General features: G+C 65.0%; 18 protein-coding genes. 1 reads left to right on the top strand and 17 read right to left on the bottom strand.

Going from position 1 to position 20,186, the window contains the following annotated elements; genetic code table 11:
* Positions 1 to 8: 8 nt before the first annotated feature.
* The 13 genes from QX121_RS14585 to QX121_RS14525 all read right to left on the bottom strand — a co-directional run bounded on the left by QX121_RS14585 (position 9) and on the right by QX121_RS14525 (position 15,127).
* A complete protein-coding gene (locus tag QX121_RS14585) occupies positions 9 to 1,172 on the bottom strand; it encodes an aminotransferase (protein WP_315812288.1) in 1,164 nt (387 codons plus the stop codon).
* A 9-nt stretch (positions 1,173 to 1,181) separates the two neighbouring features.
* The gene (locus tag QX121_RS14580; protein WP_315739670.1) at positions 1,182 to 1,511 is read right to left on the bottom strand and encodes a rhodanese-like domain-containing protein; all 330 of its coding nucleotides are present in this window, start codon (positions 1,509 to 1,511) and stop codon (positions 1,182 to 1,184) included.
* A gap of 108 nt (positions 1,512 to 1,619) precedes the next feature.
* Entirely contained in the window at positions 1,620 to 3,542 is a 1,923-nt protein-coding gene (locus QX121_RS14575; protein ID WP_315776887.1) for a potassium transporter Kup, read from the bottom strand.
* Positions 3,543 to 3,693: 151 nt separating this feature from the next.
* On the bottom strand, positions 3,694 to 5,592 hold the full coding sequence (locus tag QX121_RS14570; RefSeq protein WP_315770897.1) for a potassium transporter Kup: 1,899 nt from the start codon (positions 5,590 to 5,592) through the stop codon (positions 3,694 to 3,696).
* A 279-nt stretch (positions 5,593 to 5,871) separates the two neighbouring features.
* Entirely contained in the window at positions 5,872 to 6,702 is an 831-nt protein-coding gene (locus tag QX121_RS14565) for a flagellar motor protein MotB (protein ID WP_315739667.1), read from the bottom strand.
* A 36-nt stretch (positions 6,703 to 6,738) separates the two neighbouring features.
* Positions 6,739 to 7,512, bottom strand: a complete 774-nt coding sequence (locus tag QX121_RS14560) for a motility protein A (RefSeq protein ID WP_315714499.1) — start codon at positions 7,510 to 7,512, stop codon at positions 6,739 to 6,741.
* Between the two features lie 165 nt (positions 7,513 to 7,677).
* Entirely contained in the window at positions 7,678 to 8,040 is a 363-nt protein-coding gene (locus QX121_RS14555) for an Hpt domain-containing protein (protein WP_315770895.1), read from the bottom strand.
* Complete coding sequence (locus QX121_RS14550) at positions 8,037 to 10,226, bottom strand: hybrid sensor histidine kinase/response regulator (RefSeq protein ID WP_315812287.1); 2,190 nt, start codon at positions 10,224 to 10,226, stop codon at positions 8,037 to 8,039. The genes QX121_RS14555 and QX121_RS14550 overlap by 4 nt, the downstream gene beginning before the upstream one ends.
* Before the next feature lie 24 nt (positions 10,227 to 10,250).
* Positions 10,251 to 10,397, bottom strand: a complete 147-nt coding sequence (locus QX121_RS14545; RefSeq protein WP_315776891.1) for a hypothetical protein — start codon at positions 10,395 to 10,397, stop codon at positions 10,251 to 10,253.
* 124 nt (positions 10,398 to 10,521) lie between these two features.
* Positions 10,522 to 11,241 (bottom strand): RraA family protein, encoded by a 720-nt coding sequence (locus QX121_RS14540; protein ID WP_315812286.1) that lies wholly within the window; start codon positions 11,239 to 11,241, stop codon positions 10,522 to 10,524.
* A 110-nt stretch (positions 11,242 to 11,351) separates the two neighbouring features.
* Positions 11,352 to 12,242, bottom strand: a complete 891-nt coding sequence (locus QX121_RS14535) for a phosphatidylcholine/phosphatidylserine synthase (protein ID WP_315739662.1) — start codon at positions 12,240 to 12,242, stop codon at positions 11,352 to 11,354.
* Positions 12,243 to 12,328: 86 nt separating this feature from the next.
* Positions 12,329 to 13,063, bottom strand: coding sequence for a phosphatidylserine decarboxylase (locus QX121_RS14530; protein WP_315739724.1), 735 nt, complete (start codon positions 13,061 to 13,063; stop codon positions 12,329 to 12,331).
* A 93-nt stretch (positions 13,064 to 13,156) separates the two neighbouring features.
* A complete protein-coding gene (locus tag QX121_RS14525; protein WP_315776892.1) occupies positions 13,157 to 15,127 on the bottom strand; it encodes an ABC transporter ATP-binding protein/permease in 1,971 nt (656 codons plus the stop codon).
* A 242-nt stretch (positions 15,128 to 15,369) separates the two neighbouring features.
* Between QX121_RS14525 and QX121_RS14520 the strand changes: the two genes are divergently transcribed.
* Entirely contained in the window at positions 15,370 to 15,972 is a 603-nt protein-coding gene (locus QX121_RS14520; RefSeq protein ID WP_315739659.1) for a TIGR00730 family Rossman fold protein, read from the top strand.
* A gap of 3 nt (positions 15,973 to 15,975) precedes the next feature.
* Here the strand turns inward: QX121_RS14520 and QX121_RS14515 are convergent, their stop codons facing one another.
* The 4 genes from QX121_RS14515 to cysS all read right to left on the bottom strand — a co-directional run bounded on the left by QX121_RS14515 (position 15,976) and on the right by cysS (position 20,110).
* On the bottom strand, positions 15,976 to 16,353 hold the full coding sequence (locus QX121_RS14515) for a VOC family protein (protein ID WP_315739658.1): 378 nt from the start codon (positions 16,351 to 16,353) through the stop codon (positions 15,976 to 15,978).
* Positions 16,354 to 16,473: 120 nt separating this feature from the next.
* Complete coding sequence (gene cimA, locus QX121_RS14510) at positions 16,474 to 18,087, bottom strand: citramalate synthase (RefSeq protein WP_315812285.1); 1,614 nt, start codon at positions 18,085 to 18,087, stop codon at positions 16,474 to 16,476.
* Positions 18,084 to 18,587, bottom strand: coding sequence for a GNAT family N-acetyltransferase (locus QX121_RS14505; protein WP_315812284.1), 504 nt, complete (start codon positions 18,585 to 18,587; stop codon positions 18,084 to 18,086). Before QX121_RS14505 ends, cimA begins: the two co-directional genes overlap by 4 nt.
* 113 nt (positions 18,588 to 18,700) lie before the next feature.
* On the bottom strand, positions 18,701 to 20,110 hold the full coding sequence (gene cysS, locus QX121_RS14500) for a cysteine--tRNA ligase (protein ID WP_315812283.1): 1,410 nt from the start codon (positions 20,108 to 20,110) through the stop codon (positions 18,701 to 18,703).
* Positions 20,111 to 20,186 lie beyond the last annotated feature (76 nt).

Raw genomic sequence — 20,186 nt, 5'->3', positions numbered from 1 at the left:
CTTGTCTCCTAGCGCCGGTGGATGGCGTCCGAGAGGCGCTCCAGTGCCGTATCCAAGGTTGTGTCCTTCTTGGCGAAGCAGAACCGCACGACGGACGTCACGGCATCCGTCTCGTAGAACGCCGACACCGGGATGGCCGCCACCTTGTAGTCGTGGACGATGCGCCGGCAGAACTGCTCGTCGGTCTCGTTGAGGCCGAGCGGCGAAAGGTCGACGGTCAGGAAGTAGGTCCCCTGCGCCTTCAGCACGGGAAAGCCCAGGCTTTCGAGACCGGCCGTGAGCCGGTCGCGGCTGCGCGCGAGCTCGCTGCGCATATTGACGAAATAGTCGTCCGACTTGCCGAGCCCGTAGGCGACCGCGACCTGCAGGTTCGGCGCGGTCGTGAAGGTCAGGAATTGATGCACCTTGGCGGCGACGCGCAACAGATGCGGCGCGGCGCAGACGAATCCGATCTTCCAGCCCGTCAACGAGAAGATCTTTCCTGCCGAGCCGACCTTGATGGTGCGGTCGCGCATGCCGGGAATCGTGATCAGCGGAATGTGCGCGCGGCCGTCGAACACCACGTGCTCCCACACCTCGTCGCAGATCGCGACCGCATCGAACTCCTGGCAGAAGCGCGCCAACAGCTCGAGGTCCTCGCGCGGATAGACCACGGCGGCCGGGTTGAGCGGGTTGTTGAACAGCACCGCCTTGGTCTTCGGCGAGAACGCCTGCCGCAGCATCTCCTCCGACAGCCGCCAATGCGGCGGCTCGAGCCGGACGAGGCGCGGAATGCCGCCGGCCTGGCGGATGATCGGCAAGTATGAATCATAGACCGGCTGGAAGCAGATCACCTCGTCGCCCGGCTCCACCACCGACAGGATCGCCGACGTCAGCGCCTCAGTGCCGCCGGAGGTGACCATGACCTCGCTCATCGGGTCGAGATCGAGCTTGTGCCAGTGCCGGTAGTGGGCCGCGATGGCCTGGCGCAGCTCGGGCAGGCCCATCATCGACGGATACTGGTTGTAGCCGTTGAGGACGGCGTCGGCCGCCGCGCGGCGGATATCCTCCGGGCCCGGATCGTCGGGAAAGCCCTGCCCCAGATTGATCGCGTTGTTGTCGCGCGCGAGCTGCGACATCTGCTCGAAAATGGTGACGGGCAGGTCGGCGAAGACCTTGTTCTGCGAGATCATGATCGCCTGTCAGCCGCCGGTCCTGGTCGGCAGGCCGGCCGCCTTCCAGCCGAGCATGCCCCCCTGGAGATGCTTGTCGTAGGGCAGACCGGCGGCCTGCGCCGCCAGCGAGGCCGTCACCGAGCGCTTGCCGGAGCGGCAGGCGAACACGACATCCTTGCCTTGGGGATCCGGGATCAGCTTCGGGTCGAAGCCCGACAGCGGAACGACGACGCCGTGGGGATAGGCTTCCGCAGCAACTTCGTTCGGCTCTCGCACGTCAACCAGAAGAATTCGCCCTTCCGCGATCCCCTGGGCCACGTCCTGCGGGGTCAAATCGTGCACAACAGCCACGCCCATCCTCCAAGCCTTCAGCAGGGCCGTACCGACCCTGATCCGGCCGCCAAACTCACCCTAGACGCTACGAAAATCAAGCGCTTCGGCACACTGGCGCGGCGGGTCCAGAGCTCAGATCGTGACCTGGGTGCCGACCTCCACCACCCGTCCGCTCGGGATCTGAAAATAGTCGGTCGCATCGTTGGCGGAGCGGCTCATCGAGATGAACAGGTGATCCTGCCAGCGCGGCATGCCCGAATGCGCAGCCGGCTTCAGCGCGCGGCGCGACAGGAAGAACGAGGTCGACATGATGTCGAACTGCCAGCCGAGCTTGCGCGCGATCGCCAGCGCGCGCGGCACGTTGGGCGATTCCATGAAGCCGAAGCGCAACGTCACCTTGGAGAAAGTCGGACTGATCTGCTCGAGGCGAACGCGTTCGGACGGATCGATGCGCGGCGTCGGCGCGGTCTCGATGGTCAGGATCACGTTCTTCTCGTGCAGCACCTTGTAGTGCTTGAGGCTGTGCATCAGCGCGGTTGGCGCGCTCAAGGGATCGCTGGTCAGGAACACGGCCGTTCCCGCCACCCGCTGCGGCGGACGTTTCTCGAGCATCGCAACGAGATCGGCGAGCGGGAACTCGAGCTTGCGCGACTTGTCGAACAAGAGCCGGCTGCCGCGCCGCCACGTGTACATCAGCGTCATCACGAAGCCGCCCAGCGCCAGCGGCACCCAGCCGCCTTCGAGCACCTTCAGGAGGTTCGCCGCCAGGAAGGTCAGGTCCAGGAAGAGGAACGGCGCGATCAGCGCGGCCGCCGCGAACGGCGACCAGCGCCAGACCTTCCAGATCACGACGAAGCCCATCATCGCGGTGACGACCATCGTGCCGGTGACCGAGATGCCGTAGGCCGAGGCCAGTGCGCTCGACGACTTGAACATCAGCACCAGCAGCATGACCGAGATCAGCAGCAGCTTGTTGATGCGCGGAATATAGATCTGACCCGAATGCGCCTCGGAGGTGTGGCGGATCTCGAAGCGCGGCAGCAGGCCGAGCTGGATCGCCTGCCGCGTCAGCGAATAGGCGCCGGTGATGACCGCTTGGCTCGCGATGACCGTCGCCATCGTGGCGAGCGCGACCATCGGGATCAGCGCCCAGTCCGGGAACATCAGGAAGAACGGGTTCTCGATCGCCTTCGCGTCTGCGATGACCAGCGCCCCCTGCCCCAGATAGTTCAGCGCCAGCGACGGCAACACGATGAACAGCCATGCGGTCTGGATCGGCCGCTTGCCGAAATGGCCCAGATCGGCATAGAGCGCCTCGGCGCCGGTGACGGCCAGAAACACCGCGCCCAGCGTGATGAAGCCGATGATACCGTGATGCAGCATGAAGGTGACGGCCTTCATCGGATTGATCGCCCACAGCACCTCCGGATGACGCAGGATCGGCGGCAGCGCCGCGATCCCGATCACCACGAACCAGATCAGCATGATCGGGCCGAAGAACGCTGCCACCTTGGCCGTGCCGCGCACCTGGACCGCGAACAGCATGACCAGGATGATGACCGTGAGCGGCACGACGTAGGGATCGAACGCCGCCGTCACCAGCTTGATGCCCTCGATCGCCGACAGCACGGACAGGGCCGGCGTGATCACCGCATCGCCATAGAACAGCGCGCCCGAGATGATGCCGAGCAGAACGATGACGCTGGCGCCGCGCGTGACCGCGCGCTGGGCGAGCGCCATCAGCGCCAGCGTTCCGCCCTCGCCGTGGTTGTCGGCGCGCAGCAGGATCACGACGTATTTGAGGGTTACGACGACGATGAGAGCCCACAGGATGAGCGAGATCACCCCCATCACGGCGTGAGGCGCAGGTTCGCCGCCGCTGCTCGCAGCCATGACCGCTTCACGCAGCGCGTAGAGCGGGCTGGTGCCGATGTCGCCATAGACGACACCGATGCTTCCCAGTGTCAGCGCCGCGAAGCTGGCCGTGGAATGGGCGTTGCCATGCCCGTTGGTCGCCGGCGCTTCCGCGGGCGTAGCTGCGACGTCGACTGTCATGGGGTAGCCCCCTCGAGGACTCGTTAATGCTTCACTGCACAACGCGGCAGAGCGCGCGGCTTATAGCGGCAGAGCGCTGCTATGGACCTGAAGAGAATGCGCTTCAGCCATGCAATTAAGCATGCATGAGCCGCCAGGGAAGATCAATCGATTAAATCGTTACCTGGGTACCCACTTCGACGACCCGGCCCGTCGGAATCTGGAAGTAGTCCGTGGCGTCATTGGCCGACCGGCTCAGGCCAATGAAGAGATGGTCCTGCCAGGTCGGCATGCCCGATTGGGACGATGGCTTCAACGAGCGGCGCGAGACGAAGAACGACGTCGACATGATGTCGAACTGCCAGCCGAGCTTGCGCGCCACCGCCAGCGCGCGCGGCACGTTCGGGGATTCCATGAACCCGAAGCGCAGCCGCACCTTGGAAAACTTCTCGCTGATCTTCTCCATGCGCACGCGCTCCGACACATCGACCCGCGGCGTCTGCGCGGTCTCGATGGTCAGGATCACATTGTGCTCGTGCAGCACCTTGTTGTGCTTGAGATTGTGCAACAGGGCCGTCGGCACGGAGGTCGGATCGCTGGTGAGAAACACCGCCGTGCCCTTGACGATGTGAGGAGGCCTCTTCTCCAGGCTGGTGATCAGGTCGTCCAGCGGAACCTCGATCTTGCGCGTCTTGAGCACCAAAATCGCCGAGCCACGCCGCCAAGTCCAGATCGTCACGACCATTGCGGCACCGAACAGCAGCGGAACCCAGGCTCCTTCGAGGAGCTTCAGCAGATTGGCGCTGAAGAAGGTCATGTCGACGATGACGAAGGGAGCGATTACGGCCGCCGCCACGGCCGCACGCAAGTTCCACAGCTTCCAGATCACCACGAAGCCCATGATGCCGTCGGCCACCATGGTGGTGGACACCGCGATGCCGTAGGCGGAGGCCAGATTGCTCGAGGTCCGGAACAGCAGAACCAGTAGCAGCACGCCGATCAGCAGCAACCGGTTGACGCGCGGCAGATAGATCTGGCCGGCATGGCTCTCGGACGTATAGCGGACCTCGAAACGCGGCAGCAGGCCGAGCTGGACCGCCTGGCCGACCAGCGAATAGGCACCGGTGATCACGGCCTGGCTCGCGATGACGGTCGCGGCGGTCGCCAGCACCACCAGCGGCAGCAGCAACAGTTCAGGCACCATCCGGTAGAACGAATTCTCGATCGCGGCGGGATCGGACAGCACCAGGGCGCCCTGCCCGAAATAGTTGATCAGCAGCGCCGGTAGCACGAAGAACAGCCAAGCCGACTGGATCGGCCTGCGGCCGAAATGACCGAGATCCGCATAGAGCGCCTCGCCGCCGGTGACCGCGAGGAACACCGCGCCCAGGGTGATCAGGCCGATCGTGCCATGCGAGAGCAGGAACTGCACCGCGTAATAGGGATTGATGGCCGCAAGCACGGAGGGGTCGTCGCTGATGTGGACGATTCCCATCACGGCGAGGCTGGTGAACCATGTGATCATGACCGGGCCGAACGCGGAGGCGACGCGCGCCGTCCCCTTGCTCTGGACCGCGAACAGCACGACCAGGATGAACACGGTCAGCGGCACGACGTAGTGCTCGAGCGCGGGCGCCGCGAGCTTGAGGCCCTCGACCGCGGACAACACCGAGATCGCCGGCGTGATCATCGAATCGCCGATGAACATCGACGCGCCGATCACGCCCAGCGACATCAGGAACAGGCTGCGCCGGCCCAGGGCGCGCTGTCCCAGCGCCATCAGCGACAGCGTTCCGCCCTCGCCATTGTTATCGGCACGGAGCAGCAGCAGCACGTATTTGGCCGTCACCACGATGAACAGCGACCAGAGGATCAGGGAAAGCACGCCGAGCACGATGATCCGCGACACCGGCTGTCCCTGAGCAGCGCCGTGCGCAGCCTCGCGAAAGGCGTAGAGGGGCGAGGTGCCGATGTCGCCGAACACCACGCCGATGCTGCCTAGCGTCAGCCCCCAGAACCCCGACGTGCTCGCGGTGTCCTGTCCTTCGGTCGATGTCGCGCTGGCCGTCATGTTGCTTGGAACGCATCTTCCTGTCTGGCCCGGCGCGTGTGAACGCAGACCGTTCGCAGGTCAAGCCTCTACCGTAAACAGACCGATGTTCCCAGGCCGCAACCAAACGGCACGGCTGACGCCGATGTCGCATGCCGCATCGCGGCAGGCGCCTTTAGCCCAAGCATCCTGAGGCAGATGTCGGATCTGCCTCGGGCGAATCAAGTGCCTGCCGATGCTCTTCGTTGCCGTTCGCAAGCCGCCATGCGGCAATATGATGCGGGAAGCGAAGCGTCCCGGCTAGGGCTTCAGATCGGGCGGCAATGGCGGGTCTTCCCGCATCAGGGTGATCGTCACGCGGCGGTTGGCGGCCAGCGAGGGGTCGTCCGGGAACAGCGGCTGGGTGTCCGCCTTGCCGGAGACCGCGTAGATGTGGCTCGCCGGCAGCCCTTCCCGCTCCAGGATCTGCCGCACCGCGTTGGCGCGATCCGCCGACAGGTCGAAACCACCATAATCGCTGCGGGCGGGAACGAAGCCGGCGGCCGTGTGCCCGGTGATCTGCACCCGAAGCGGCGTCGCCTTCAGCGGCGCGGCCAGCTTCTCGATCAGGCGTCGCGTGCGGTCGAAGGGCACCTTCGAGCCATCCGCGAACATCGAACGCCCGTCCTGGTCGACGATCTCCAAGTTGAGCCCCTGCTTGGTCTCTTCGAACATGATGTGCTTGGAGATCTCGGTCATCTCCGGCATGTCCTGCAGCGCCTGACGCAGCGAGGCGGACGCCAGCGCGAACTGGCGATCGATCTTCAGCTTGGCGCCATTGGTATGCTGGCGCTCCTCCTGCTCGGGGCTCGGCTCGCGCGCGGTCTCCTCCGGCGAGATGTGGGCGGCGTTCTTGAGCTTCGGCCGGGTCGGCAGGCCGTCGGATTCCACGATGCCCGAATAGCGCGACTCGGACTGCACGCCGAAGGCGTCGCGCATCGAGCCTGCGACGACTTTCAGCTTGTTGTTGTCCATGGTGGAGAACGCGACCAGCATCACGAAGAAGCTGACCAGAAGTCCCATCAGGTCGGCAAAGGTCACGAACCAGCCGTGACCGCCGCCATGCGCATCGCCCCTCTTCTTCTTTGCCATTGCCTACCCCACCCCGGATCGCCCCGCCTCAGCCGATCAGGCCGGCACGGGTTCGCCTTCGGCGTGGCGATGCTTCTCGGGCAGATAGGCCAGGAGCATTTCGCGGACCAGGGCCGGGCTCTTGGAGTCACGGATCATCAGGATTCCGTCGATGATCAGCGTCCGGTTGGTTTCCTCGTCCAGCAGCTTGCCATGCAGCTTGTCGGCGATCGGCAGACAGATCAGGTTCGACACCAACGCGCCGTACAGGGTCGCGAGCAGCGCGGTCGCCATGAACGGGCCGAGCTTCGAGGGGTCGGTCATGTTGGCGAACATCTGCACCATGCCGATCAGCGTGCCGACCATGCCGAACGCCGGGGCGCAGTCGCCGATGGCGCGATAGATCTTGCTGCCTTCGTCCAGGTGCATCAGGAAATTGTCGCGGTCGCGCTCGAGATTGTCGCGGATGAATTCGAGATCGTAGCCGTCGGCCACGTAGCGGATTCCCTTGGCGAGGAACGGCTCGTCGGTCTCGACCTTTTCCAGGCCGACCGGGCCCTGCTTGCGCGCGATCTCGGCAATGCGGGCGAGCTCGTCGACGAGCTCGCGGGCCGACAGGCGGCTCATGGTGAAAGCGTACTTCATTCCAAGCGGAACGCCGTGCAGCATGACGCCCAGCGGGAAGCGAATCATGGTGGCTGCGATCGAACCGCCGAAGATGATGATTGCGGCGTGCTCGCTGACGAACATCTCGAGATCGCCGCCCAGCAGCATCATCGTCGCGATGACGATCACGCCAGCCACGAGCCCCGCACTCGTCATAATATCCATGAGTCAACTCCACCCGCGTACGCAAACCACGGACCCTGCCGGACCGACGCGGTGCTTCTGGACCGCGTGTCACGACCCTAAATGTCCGCCATTAAGGACGAGTTACTGAATTCGGTAGGCATAATGAAAGGTAAACAGCAGCGCCGCAGACCACGCCGACCTCGCTCAAGCGGCTGACGCTCCGGACTTGAGCAGGTTAGCCGCGGCGAAGACGGCTGACTGATCGAATGATCGCTGCATCTTGTGGATCATCTCCAGCATCTGCGCCGGCTCCATCGTCGACGATCCGACCTCGAGTTCGCGCGACAGGCGCGACAGCGCCGAAAAACCGAACGTCGCCGACGAACTCTTGATCGAATGCGCCTCGCGCCTCAGTTCGAGGCGATCCTCGAACTTGGCGGCAAGCGTGCCGAACTTTCCCGAGGTATCGTCGAGGAACGTGCGCAGGACTTCCAGCGCATCCTCCTCGCCGAGCTCGGAGACCAGGGTCTGATAGACGGATTCGTCGAATTGCACCAAGTCGGTCATGCGAAGAGCCTTTCCTTGTGTGTAGCAGCGACCGCGCGAAGCAGAGCGGCATTCAGTCGATCGCGCGTGACCGGCTTGGTCACGAAGTCGTTCATGCCGGCCTCCGTGCACGCCAGATGATCCTGGCTGGTGGCGTTGGCCGTCAGGGCAATAACGTAGATGTCCTGGGCAGGCGGCGGCAGCGAGCGGATCATCCGCGTCGCCGTGAGCCCGTCCATCTCGGGCATCATCATGTCCATCAGCACGAGATCGTAGCTCTGCCTCTGCACGGCCGCGATCGCCTGCGTTCCGTTCTCGACGATGTCGTAGCGGTGACCGAGCTTGTCCAGGAGCTTCTTGACGACGAACTGATTGGTCAGATTGTCCTCGGCAACGAGAATCTTCAGCGGCTCGAGGCTGGCCGGACGTTCCTCGGCGATCGTCTCGCCGACCGGCGCGATGGTCGCTTCGTGCGCGCTGACCTGCTCGACGTCCGGCTGCGGCTGAACCTGGATCGAGAAGGTGAAGGTGCTGCCCTCGCCCACCTTGCTCTGCACCTTGATGTCGCCGCCCATGCAGGTGACGAGGCGCTTGCAGATCGCGAGCCCCAGACCGGTGCCGCCGAAGCGGCGCGAGATGGAATTGTCGACCTGCGAGAACTGCTTGAACAGCCGGCTGACGGCGTCTGCGGGAATGCCGACGCCGGTATCGGCCACCGAGAACACCAGCGTCAGGTTCGGCCCGGCAAGGTTCTCGGCACGGACATCGACATGGACGCCGCCCGATTCGGTGAATTTGAGCGCATTGCCGACCAAGTTGAACAGCACCTGGCGCAATCGCGCGGGATCGCCGACCACGTAGCTCGGCACTTCCGGCGCGATCGAGGTGGTCAGCTGCAGACCCTTTTCCTTGGCGCGGGACACCAGCAGTTCGGCGGTCGCAGTCACCGACCGGTGCAGGTCGAACTCGATGTGCTCGATCTCCAGACGATCGGCATCGAGCTTGGAGAAATCGAGGACGTCGTTGAGCAGCTGTAACAGGTAGTCGGCCGACTCGCGCAAGGTCGTCGCGATCTTGCGCTGCTCCGGCCCGAGGTCCGCCGACAGCAAGAGATCGGCAAGGCCGATGACGCCGTTCATCGGCGTGCGGATCTCATGGCTCATCATCGCCAGGAATTCGGAGCGCGCCCGCGTACCTGCCTCGGCGGCATCACGTGAGGCGGCAAGCCCCGCCTGATAGCGCGCGATCAGGATCGTGATGATGCCGATGACCACCGTCAGCAACGCCCCGACCAGCAGATCACGATCGCGGTTGAGCTTGAAGGCGCTGAAGATCTCCTCGGAGGCCTGACCGACAATGACCACCAGCGGCAGATCCTTGATGCGCTGGAACGAGTAGATGCGCGTGACGCCGTCGATCAGACTCTTGAAGGTGTAGAAGCCGCTGCTTCTGTGCTGAATGGCGCTCATCACCGGGCTGCCGGCGAGCGAGGATCCCACGCCCCCCGGGCCGGCCGAGGCCCGTGCGCGCACGATGCCGTCGAGACCGAGGAGCGTGACATTGCCCTTCTTGCCGAGATCGACCGAATTATAGAAGCTCGACAGATATTCGGGATCGAGCGAGACCACGACGACGCCGCCGAACGAACCGTCCGGCATGATGATGCGGCGGGTCAGCTGGATCGACCATTTGTTGGAGACGCGGCCGAAGATCGGCTTGCTGATGAAGAGAAAATCATCCTTTCCGCCGGCATGAACGCGGAAGTGCTCGCGGTCGCGCAGGTCGAGGCCGCGCATGTTCGGATCGATGTTGCTGGACAGCATGATGCCGTCCTTTCCGATCACGACGACCTGAAACGAGAAGTCGGACAGGAACTGGCTGTTCTTCGACCATAGCGACATGTCGAAGTTGTGCGGGTCCCTGGCATAGGAGTCGCGGACGTAGAGCAAGGTCTGATCTGCCGCGCGGATCGAGCGGATGATCTGCTCCTCGAACGCGCGGGCCAGGTTGGCGCCGTTCTTCAGCGCCGACTGCTCGGTGCGAGTATGCTCTTCGGAGATCGTGTAGAAGATGCCGGCCCACACCAGGGCGATCGCCGAGAGGCCGATCGCGGCGCTGCCGAAATGTCCGATCAGCCGAACCATCTTGTCGACGGTCCGGTCGAGCCGCCCGAACAACGGCCTCGATTTCGATATCAGCCTGCGCATGTCCTTCGCCCTCGGGCGACATGCCTATCGGGACAGGCTGGCCATCAGGTAAAGCTTGATGGATAAAATCTTCTCAACGAACGACGGCCGCTTAACCTTCGGCAAATCCCGGCCTGTTTGCGGGTCATTCGCCACCACGCCCGATACTTTCGGCGGAAGCTCGGCCGCCACCCCGTAGTCATCCGGATGCGGTTGCAGCGTCGCAGTTCGGCGAGCGGCCCTGCGCAGGGCCCGAACGGGGCCGCACCGCCGAGCGGTACGGCTCTCGCTGATTGGGACCGGAGCGAAGCGAGGCTCAATGAATCTCCGCCGACCGCTTCAAGGCGGCCTTGAGCTTCTCGAGCGAGAAATCCGCTGACCGCGCGATCTCCAGGATCGGCGTTTCGCGGCGCGCGCACAGCTCGGCCGCCTCGGGAAGCTTCGCCGCGATGTCGGCCGGGATGACGATCGCACCATGGCGATCGGAGTGGATCAGATCGTCCGAGCGCACGGTCATCCCGGCGACGCGGACCTCGCCGCCGAAGCTCTCGGCATGCACCCACGCATGCGACGGACCGATCGAGCCCGCCAGAGCCTGGAAGCCGGCAGCCCATTGCGGAATGTCGCGGATCGATCCATCCGTGATCACGCCGAGGCAGCCGAGCGCCTTGTGGACATTGCTCTGCACCTCGCCCCAGAACGCGCCGTAGCCGATGTCGGGACCATCGATGTCCTGGATCACGACGATGCGGGGACCATGACCGGTGCCGACATATTCGTAGTAGTCTGTGCGCCGCCTCGCCTGCTCGTCCGCCGGCAATCCCGATTTGACGACGGACCGGATCGTCGCCGTCCGCGCGTAGCCGACCATGGGCGGCAGATCGGGGAACGGACACACCAGCGGCTTGATCGTGTAGCCGACCAGGCGGCGTTCGGGCGCCACGATCTCCATCGCGTTGCAGATGGTCGGCGTATCGTAGCGCGCGAGCGCCTCGAGAACGGAAGCAGCGAGGGGCGCGGCGGCAGTGCTTGTCACGGGCGATTTCTCCGGATGATGCGGACGGCATTCGCGGCCGTCCTTGGCCATCCGGTATAACTGAGGCGCCGAAGCCGGCAAAGCGCGCGCTGGGTCTTGGGGCCTTGCGCTCAGTGCAGCCGTTCCGGCGGCCGCTGCCCCTGCTCCGCCGCTGGCGCGCCGGTCGGCGCAAAAGCCGTCGCGGATGAAGACGAGGCGTGCGGCGCTGCAGCCGCGGCACCAAGGACCGCGGAGTGCCGCGCCGCCTGCTGCCGATACAGCCGCCAGCCGAACGGAAGGCTCAGGATGTAGAGGATCGATCCTGCCGACAGGATGTGCCAGGGATAGACCACCAGCAGCGCCACGAAGAACACCACCGAGGCGAACACTGGCAGCACGAGTTCGGGCGAGACGCGCATCCGCGTGGTCTTGCCGGAGAACACCGGCAGCCGCGACACCATCAGGAAGGCGATCAGCAGCGTGTAGAAAGCCGTCACCAGCGCCGGCGGCCTCGGCAGATCCAGGAACGCCAGATAGACCGGCAGCAGCACCGTGATGGCGCCAAGCGGGGCCGGCACGCCGGTGAAGAAATTGGCGGCGAAGGGCGGCTTATTGGGATCGTCAATGCTGGCATTGAAGCGCGCCAGCCGCAGGCCGCCGCTGATGGCGTACATCATGGCGGCGATCCAGCCGCCGTCGCGCAGCTCATGGAGCTGCCAGAAATACAGGATCAGGCCGGGCGCCACGCCGAAATTGACGAAATCGGCCAGGCTGTCGAGCTCGGCGCCGAACTTCGACTGGCCCTTGATCATGCGGGCGATGCGGCCGTCGATGCCGTCCAGGAAGGCAGCGAAGACGATGGCGCCGACGGCGAGCTCCATCCGCCCCTCGGTCGACAGCCGGATTGCGGTCAGGCCGGCGCAGATCGCCAACAGGGTGATCATGTTCGGCACCAGCAGCCGCACCGGGATCGGGCGGAAACGGCGCCGGCGCAGTTCGGGAGAGTTCGGATCGAAGCTCATGATCACACCACGTGTGGGTTGGTAGGAACCTTGTGCCGGAAGGTGCCTCAAGGACCTTTAATGAGTCATCATCGGCCGGCGACGGTTCACTGGCTCCGGAAGGTCAGGCCGGGCACGGGCACGTCGAAATCGGCCAGGATCGTCTCGCCGGCAATGGCCGTCTGCCCCTCCGAGACCAGAACTTCCGTGCCGTCAGGCAGATAGACGTCGAGCCGCGAGCCGAAGCGGATCAGGCCGAAGCGCTCGCCAGCCCCGATGGTCTGCCCCTCGCGCACGAACGACACGATCCGGCGCGCCACGAGGCCGGCGATCTGGACCACGCCGATGCGGCCATGCGGCGTCGAGATCGCGAGCGAGTTGCGCTCGTTGTCCTCGCTCGCCTTGTCGAGCTCGGCGTTGATGAAGGCGCCCGGACGGTAGGAGATCTTCTCGATCCGGCCGGCCACCGGGCTGCGGTTCACATGCACGTTGAACACGCTCATGAAGATCGAGACCCGCAGCAGCGGCCGGTCGCCGAGGCCGAGCTCGGCCGGCGGCAGGGCGCGCGTGATCATGGAGATGCGCCCGTCGGCCGGCGCCACCACCAGCCCTTCCCGCTGCGGCGTGACCCGGATCGGGTCGCGGAAGAACAGCGCGCACCAGACGGTGAGCAGCGTGCCGATCCAGCCGAGCGGGGTGAATATCCAGAACAGGATCAGGCTGACGAGGGCAAATCCCCCGATGAAGGGATAGCCTTCCGGGTGGATCGGCGGGATCTGAGCGCGGATGGAATTGCTGATCGACATGGCCTGCTTCGTTGAGTGTTGTCGCTCTGACCTCAGAGCGGACCGCCGCCTTGACTAGGTCGATGGCCGGCGAAGGTCAAAATGAATCCTTAATGCATTCTTGAGTTCAGATCAGGGCGGTCCGCGGCATCATTCGGCGGCACTCGCCACCTGGCCGGTCCGATCGGGCCCGACCGCGTCCGGCTCGCTCCGATCCGGCGGATTGCGGTTCGGCGCCGCCGCATCGTCGCCGATCTGCGCCAGTTTTTCGCGCGCCTCCTCGGCCTCGCGCTGCCGGTTCCACATGCCGGCATACAGCCCGCCTTTGCCCAGCAGCTCGGCATGGGTGCCACGCTCGGCAATTCGCCCCCGGTCGAGCACGATGATCTCGTCGGCCGCCACGATGGTCGAAAGCCGATGCGCGATCACGAGCGAGGTGCGATTGCGCGACACGCCATCGAGCGCCTCCTGGATCTCGTGCTCGGTATGGCTGTCCAGCGCCGAGGTCGCCTCGTCCAGCACGAGGATCGGCGGCCCCTTCAGGATGGTGCGGGCAATCGCAACGCGCTGCTTCTCCCCACCGGAGAGCTTGAGGCCGCGCTCGCCCACCTGCGTCTCGTACCCCTTCGGCGCCATCCGGATCAGACCGTCGATCTGCGCGAGGCGGGCCGCCTCCTCGACCGCGGCGTCGTCGGCATCCCAGCGTCCGTAGCGGATGTTGTAGCGGATGGTGTCGTTGAACAGCACGGTGTCCTGCGGCACCATGCCGATCTGGGCGCGCAGCGACACCTGGGTGACGTCGCGGATATCCTGCCCATCGATCAGGATGCGGCCGCCGGAGACGTCGTAGAGGCGAAACAGCAGCCGCGAGATGGTCGACTTGCCGGCACCTGACGGACCCACGATCGCGACCGTCTTGCCGGCCGGCACCTCGAAGCTCAGGCCCTGCAGGATCGGCCGCTCCGGCTCATAGGCGAAGCGGACGTCCTCGAAGCGGACATGGCCGGAGGTCACCACCAAAGGCGTCGCCCCGGGTGAATCCTTCACCTCGGCATCGCGCGTGAGCACGCCGAACATCTTCTCGATGTCGATGATCGCCTGCTTGATCTCGCGGTAGACCATGCCCATGAAGTTCAGCGGCTGGTAGAGCTGGATCATCATGCTGTTGATCATGACGAAGTCGCCGACGGTGTTGCGGCCCTGGCGCACGCCCTGGGCGCACATCAGCATCGCCACCGTCAGCCCGATCGTGAAAATCACGGCCTGCCCGGCGTTGAGCACTGCGAGCGAGGTATAGGTCTTCACGCTGGCCCGCTCGTAGCGCTCCATGGAACGGTCATAGCGCTCGGCCTCACGCGCCTCGGCGCCGAAATATTTCACCGTCTCATAGTTCAAGAGCGAGTCGATCGCCTTGGTGTTGGCGTCGGTGTCCGAGTCGTTCATGCGGCGCCGGATCTCGATGCGCCACTCGGTCGCGATGTAGGTGTAATAGAGATAGGCTGCGACCATGGTGAGCGTGACCAGCACGTAGCGCCAGTCGAACTGCCAGAGCAGCACCGCCGTCAGCAGCGAGACCTCGACGATGGTCGGGATCAGCTGCAGGATCACCATGCGCACGATGGTCTCGATCGCGTTGCGGCCGCGCTCGAGCACACGGGTCAGGCCGCCGGTCTTGCGCTCCAGGTGAAAGCGCAGCGACAATTCGTGCATGTGGACGAAGGTGATGGTCGCGAGCTTGCGCACCGCATGCATGGCGACGCGGGCAAAAATACCATCTCGCCACTGCGTCAGCACCGCCATCAGGACGCGCATCCCACCGTAGCTTGCCGTCATGACGAGCGGCGAGGCCACCAGCCAGAACGCCCAGTTGGCGGGCGCAATCGGCGCGGTGTTGGCGCCGGTCAGCGCGTCGGTCGCCCATTTGAAGGTGAAGGGCAGGACCAGCGTCGCGACCTTCGCCACGATCAGCAGCACCACCGACCATAGCACGCGCATCTTCAGGTCGGCGCGATCGCTCGGCCAGATGAAGGGCCACAAATGGCGCAGCGTGCCGGCCAGCGTTCCCTGCTCGAGGGACGATGGCTGGCTGGCGGCTGGTTCGGAGGAGGAATCGGGCGGCATCTAACGTTCTGGAACAGCGAGTGTCTCGGCATGTTGTGATGCCGGCGTTGCTGGTCATATAGAGTGTCCGGGCGCCGGATGCACCCGTGCGTCGGCGGATTCCGTTGCCGCGGCGCAGTATTTGCATACTCCATTCCCAGGCAAATGGATCCATCTAGTCCGCATCATTCCGTGAAAGCCCGCGAATCCACGCCCTCCGCCCTCGTCTTGACGCCTTTCAACTGCAGTGTCACATCCGTCCAATGACTGAAATCCGCACCGTCTGTGTCTATTGCGGCTCCGGCCCCGGGACCAATCCCAGCTTCATCGAATCAGCGAAAGCGCTCGGCAAGGCGCTCGCCGAGAACGGCGTCAGGCTCGTCTATGGCGGCGGCTCCATCGGCATGATGGGCGCGGTTGCCAAGGCGGTGCTCGACCATGGCGGCGACGTCACCGGCATCATTCCGGACTTCCTTGTGAAGAAGGAAGTCATGATGCCGCTGAAGGATCTCATCGTCACGCCCGACATGCATGAACGCAAGCGGCTGATGTTCGAGCATTCCGATGCGTTCGTGGCGCTGCCCGGCGGCATCGGCACGCTCGAGGAGCTGGTCGAGCAGTTGACCTGGAAACAGCTCGGACGCCACGCCAAGCCGGTGCTGATGGCCAACATCGACGGCTTCTGGGAGCCGCTGTTCTCGCTGCTCGCCCATATGCGCGAGACCGAGTTCATCCGCCCCGGCTTCTCGATCGAGCTCTTGAAGGCCGAGCGCGTCGAGGACATCCTGCCGCGCCTGCGCGCGGCTGCCGCCGGCATCGCCAGGGAAGAGACCGAAATGGCACCGGAGATCGCCAAGCGGCTCTGATCCCTACTCCGCGGGAAATGTGACGGCTTCGATCCGGTTGCCGTCGGGATCGAGCACGAAGGCGGCGTAGTAGCGCACGCGATCATGCGGCCGTAGCCCAGGCAGGCCGTCTGAAACACCGCCCGCCTCCAGCGCCGCCGCATGGAATGCATCGACCTCGGCGGTGCTCCTAGCACGGAAGCACAGATGCGAGCCGGTGTCGGACGATACCCGCGCCATCGCGGGGCGCAGATTGATCCAGAACTCCGGATAGGCCTTGCCGAAGCCGATGGTCGCCGGGCGCGCGACCAGGCGCGTCATCCCGAGCGGCGCCAGCGCGAGCTCATAGAAGCGGGCGCTGCGGGCGAGATCGCTGACGCCGACGGAGACGTGGTCGATCATGCGTTACCTCCTGCCCTCTCCTCCGTCATTGCGAGGAGCAGAGCGACGAAGCAATCCAGACTCGATCCGCGGAAAGACTCTGGATTGCTTCGCTTCGCTCGCAATGACGGATACACCATCTCACCCCGGCGCGCCTGACTTCACCAGCTTGTAGAATACCGAATCCATCAGCGCCTGGAACGAGGCATCGATGATGTTCGGCGACACGCCGACCGTGGTCCAGCGCTCGCCCTTTTCGTCCTCGCTCTCGATCAGCACGCGCGTGACCGCCTCGGTGCCGCCATTGAGGATGCGGACGCGATAGTCGATCAGCTTCAGACCATCGATATAGCCCTGGTACTTGCCGAGATCCTTGCGCAGCGCGACGTCGAGCGCATTGACCGGACCGTTGCCCTCGGCCGCCGAGATCAGCCGCTCGCCAGCGACGTCGACCTTGACCACGGCCAGCGCCACCGTGACGCGCTCGCCGAGCGCGTTGTAGCGCTGCTCGACATTGACGTCGAACTGCTCGACCCGGAAGTACTCGGGCACCGAGCCCAGCGTGCGCCGCGCCAACAGCTCGAACGAGGCGTTGGCGGACTCGTAGGCATAGCCCGCGGCCTCGCGCTCCTTCAGCTCCTCGACCAGCCGCGTCAGCTTCGGATCGCTCTTGGTGAAGGGAATGCCACCACGCTCCAGCGCCGCGATCACGTTGGAACGGCCCGCCTGGTCCGATACCAGCACCTTGCGACGATTGCCGACGCTCTCGGGCAGAATGTGCTCATAGGTTTGTGGATCCTTGAGCACGGCCGAGGCATGAATGCCGGTCTTGGTCACGAAGGCGCTCTCGCCCACATAGGGCGCGTGGCGGTTCGGCGCGCGGTTCAGCATGTCGTCGAGCGTCCGCGAGACCTTCATCAGCCCGGCGAGTTGGTGGTCGGAGACGCCAATCTCGAAGCGATCCGAGAACTCCGTCTTCAGCTTCAATGTCGGGATCAGCGAGCACAGATTGGCGTTGCCGCAGCGCTCGCCGAGGCCGTTCAGCGTGCCCTGGATCTGGCGCACGCCGGCGCGGACCGCGGCAAGCGAGTTCGCCACCGCCTGCTCGGTGTCGTTATGGGCGTGGATGCCGAGGTGATCGCCCGGCACGTGCTTGACGACCTCGCCGACGATCGCCTCGATCTCGTGCGGCATGGTGCCGCCATTGGTGTCGCACAACACGACCCAGCGCGCGCCGGCCTCATAGGCCGCGCGTGCGCAGGCCAGCGCGAACTCCGCATTCTCCTTGTAGCCGTCGAAGAAATGCTCGCAGTCGAGCATCACCTCGCGCCCCGCAGCCTTCGCGGCCGTCACGCTGTCGCGGATCGAGGCGAGATTCTCTTCGTTGGTGGTCTCCAGCGCGACGCGCACCTGATAGGCGGATGACTTCGCGACGAAGCAGATCGCGTCTGCCTTGGCCTCCAGCAACGCCGCTACGCCCGGATCGTTGGACACCGAGCGTCCCGCCCGGCGCGTCATCCCGAAGGCGGTGAAGCGGGCGTGGCCGAGCTTGGGCTTGGCGGCGAAGAACTCCGTGTCGAGCGGATTGGCGCCGGGATAGCCGCCCTCGACATAGTCGATGCCGAGATCGTCGAGCAAGCGCGCGATCGCCTGCTTGTCGGCCAGCGTGAAATCGACACCGTTGGTCTGCGCGCCATCGCGCAGGGTGGTGTCGAACAGATAAAGTCGTTCCCTGCTTGTGCCTGCCGTGCTCATGCCTGTGCTCCCCCGGAGCCGAGCGTCTTCTTCATCGTGGTGTTGGCGAGCCACTCGCCATTGATGGAGACGCTATTGCGCTGCTGCGCGACGTAGCCGCGCTTGCGGAAGAATTCGACCGCCGTGTCGCTGGCGTCGACCGACAGACCGGTCGTGCCGCGCGCGCCCGCCAGCTTTTCCAGCGCGTCGCATAGCAGGGCCCCGACGCCCTGCCCCGCCGCGTTCGGATGGACATAGAGCATGTCGATGTGATCGTTTCCCTTCAGCGCGGCGAAGCCGACCGGCGAGCCCTGCAGGGTCGCAATCAAGGTGAGCTCGGATGCCAGCCTCTTGCCGAAACCCGTCTCATCCTCAGCAGCGGACGCCCAGGCCTCCCGCTGCTCCTCGCTGTAATCGTCACCGGTCAATTCCTGGATGCTGGCGACGAAGATCGCAGCCAGCACCGGCGCATCAGCGGGAAGAAACGGCCGGAGCGCGGGCCTCGGAAGAGCCTGTCCCATGCGTCACCACATGCCGTAGAGTTTCGTGACCAGCGCCACCGCGCCCGCGATCAGAACCAGCTTGAGCAGGATGTAGTACAGCCAGTGCCGCGGAAACGGCGTGTCGGGCTTGCTCATCGCGCGATCTCCCAGGTCGTCACCGGCTTGCCGTCGGCGCCCTTGCCATCCTTCAACACGACACCCATCGCCGCGAGCTCGTCGCGGAGGCGATCGGACTCCTTGAAGTCCTTGCGCGCGCGAGCCGCGGTGCGCTCGGCGATCAGGCTTTCGACCTTGGCGGCGTCGACGCCTTTGGCCTGCTGCTTTCGCGCCTCCCATTGCGCGACGGTTTCTGACAGGAAGCCCGCAAAACGAAGCGAGCCTGCAAAGGCAGCGCGATCCGTCTCGCCGCCGGACGCCGCACGGCTCCGCAACGCGTGCAGCTCTGCGATCATCAGCGGCGTGTTGAGGTCGTCGACGAGGGCGGCGATGATCTCAGGCTCCGGCTGCTCGCCCGGCGCATCGGCCGCGACGCGATACCAGTCGTCGAGCGTCTTGGCACTCTCCTCCAGGCCCTTGACCGTCCAATCCGCCGGCGAGCGATAATGCATCTTGAGCATGTTGAGGCGCAACACCTCTCCGGGCCAGTCCGCCAGCAGGTCTCGGATGGTGACGAAGTTGCCGAGGCTCTTCGACATCTTCGCGCCCTCGACCTGGACGAACTCATTGTGCAGCCAGTAGTTCGCCATCACGGACGTGCCGTGCGCGCAACGCGACTGCGCGATCTCGTTCTCATGATGCGGGAAGATCAGATCGAGTCCGCCGCCATGGATGTCGAAGACCTCACCGAGAAAGGCGGCGCTCATCGCCGAGCACTCGATGTGCCAGCCCGGCCGGCCGCGGCCCCACGGGCTGTCCCAGCCCGGCTCGTCCTCCGACGATTGCTTCCACAGCACGAAGTCGGCAGGATTCTTCTTGTGCGCATCGACGGCCACGCGCGCGCCGGCGAGCTGCTCGTCGAGCCTACGACCCGATAGCGCGCCATAGTCCGGCATCGATCGGGTGTCGAACAACACCTCGCCGCCCGCCTCATAGGCGTGGCCACGCGCGATCAGCTGCTTGATCAGGGTCACCATATCCGCCTTGCCATCAGGGCGCGGCAGCACGAACTCGGTGGCCCGCGGCTCGAAGGTGGGTCGGAGACTGCCGAGCGCAGCCGCGTCGCTGTGGAACTGATTGGCCGTCACCTCCGTGACCTTGCGGATCGCCTCGTTCAGCGGCAGCCCGGGAAAGTCGCGCGCGGCGCGCGCGTTGATCTTGTCGTCGACATCCGTGATGTTGCGGACGTAGGTGACGTGATCCTTGCCGTAGAGATGCCGCAGCAGCCGAAACAGCACGTCGAAGACGATCACGGGCCGCGCATTGCCGATATGGGCGAAGTCGTAGACCGTCGGTCCGCAGACATACATGCGGACATTGTTCGGATCGAGCGGCACGAAGGGGCGCTTCTCCCGCGACGCGGTGTCGTACAAACGCAAGTCCATGGTCCGTCCCCGAATGCCCTGTGCTCACCGCCCCGACGGACCGACAGTCCATGACGAGGCGCAACGGGTGTCCTAC

The organism is Bradyrhizobium sp. SZCCHNR2028, from assembly GCF_032380995.1.
GTDB lineage: Bacteria > Pseudomonadota > Alphaproteobacteria > Rhizobiales > Xanthobacteraceae > Bradyrhizobium.
This window is presented reverse-complemented; position numbering and strand designations above follow the sequence as displayed.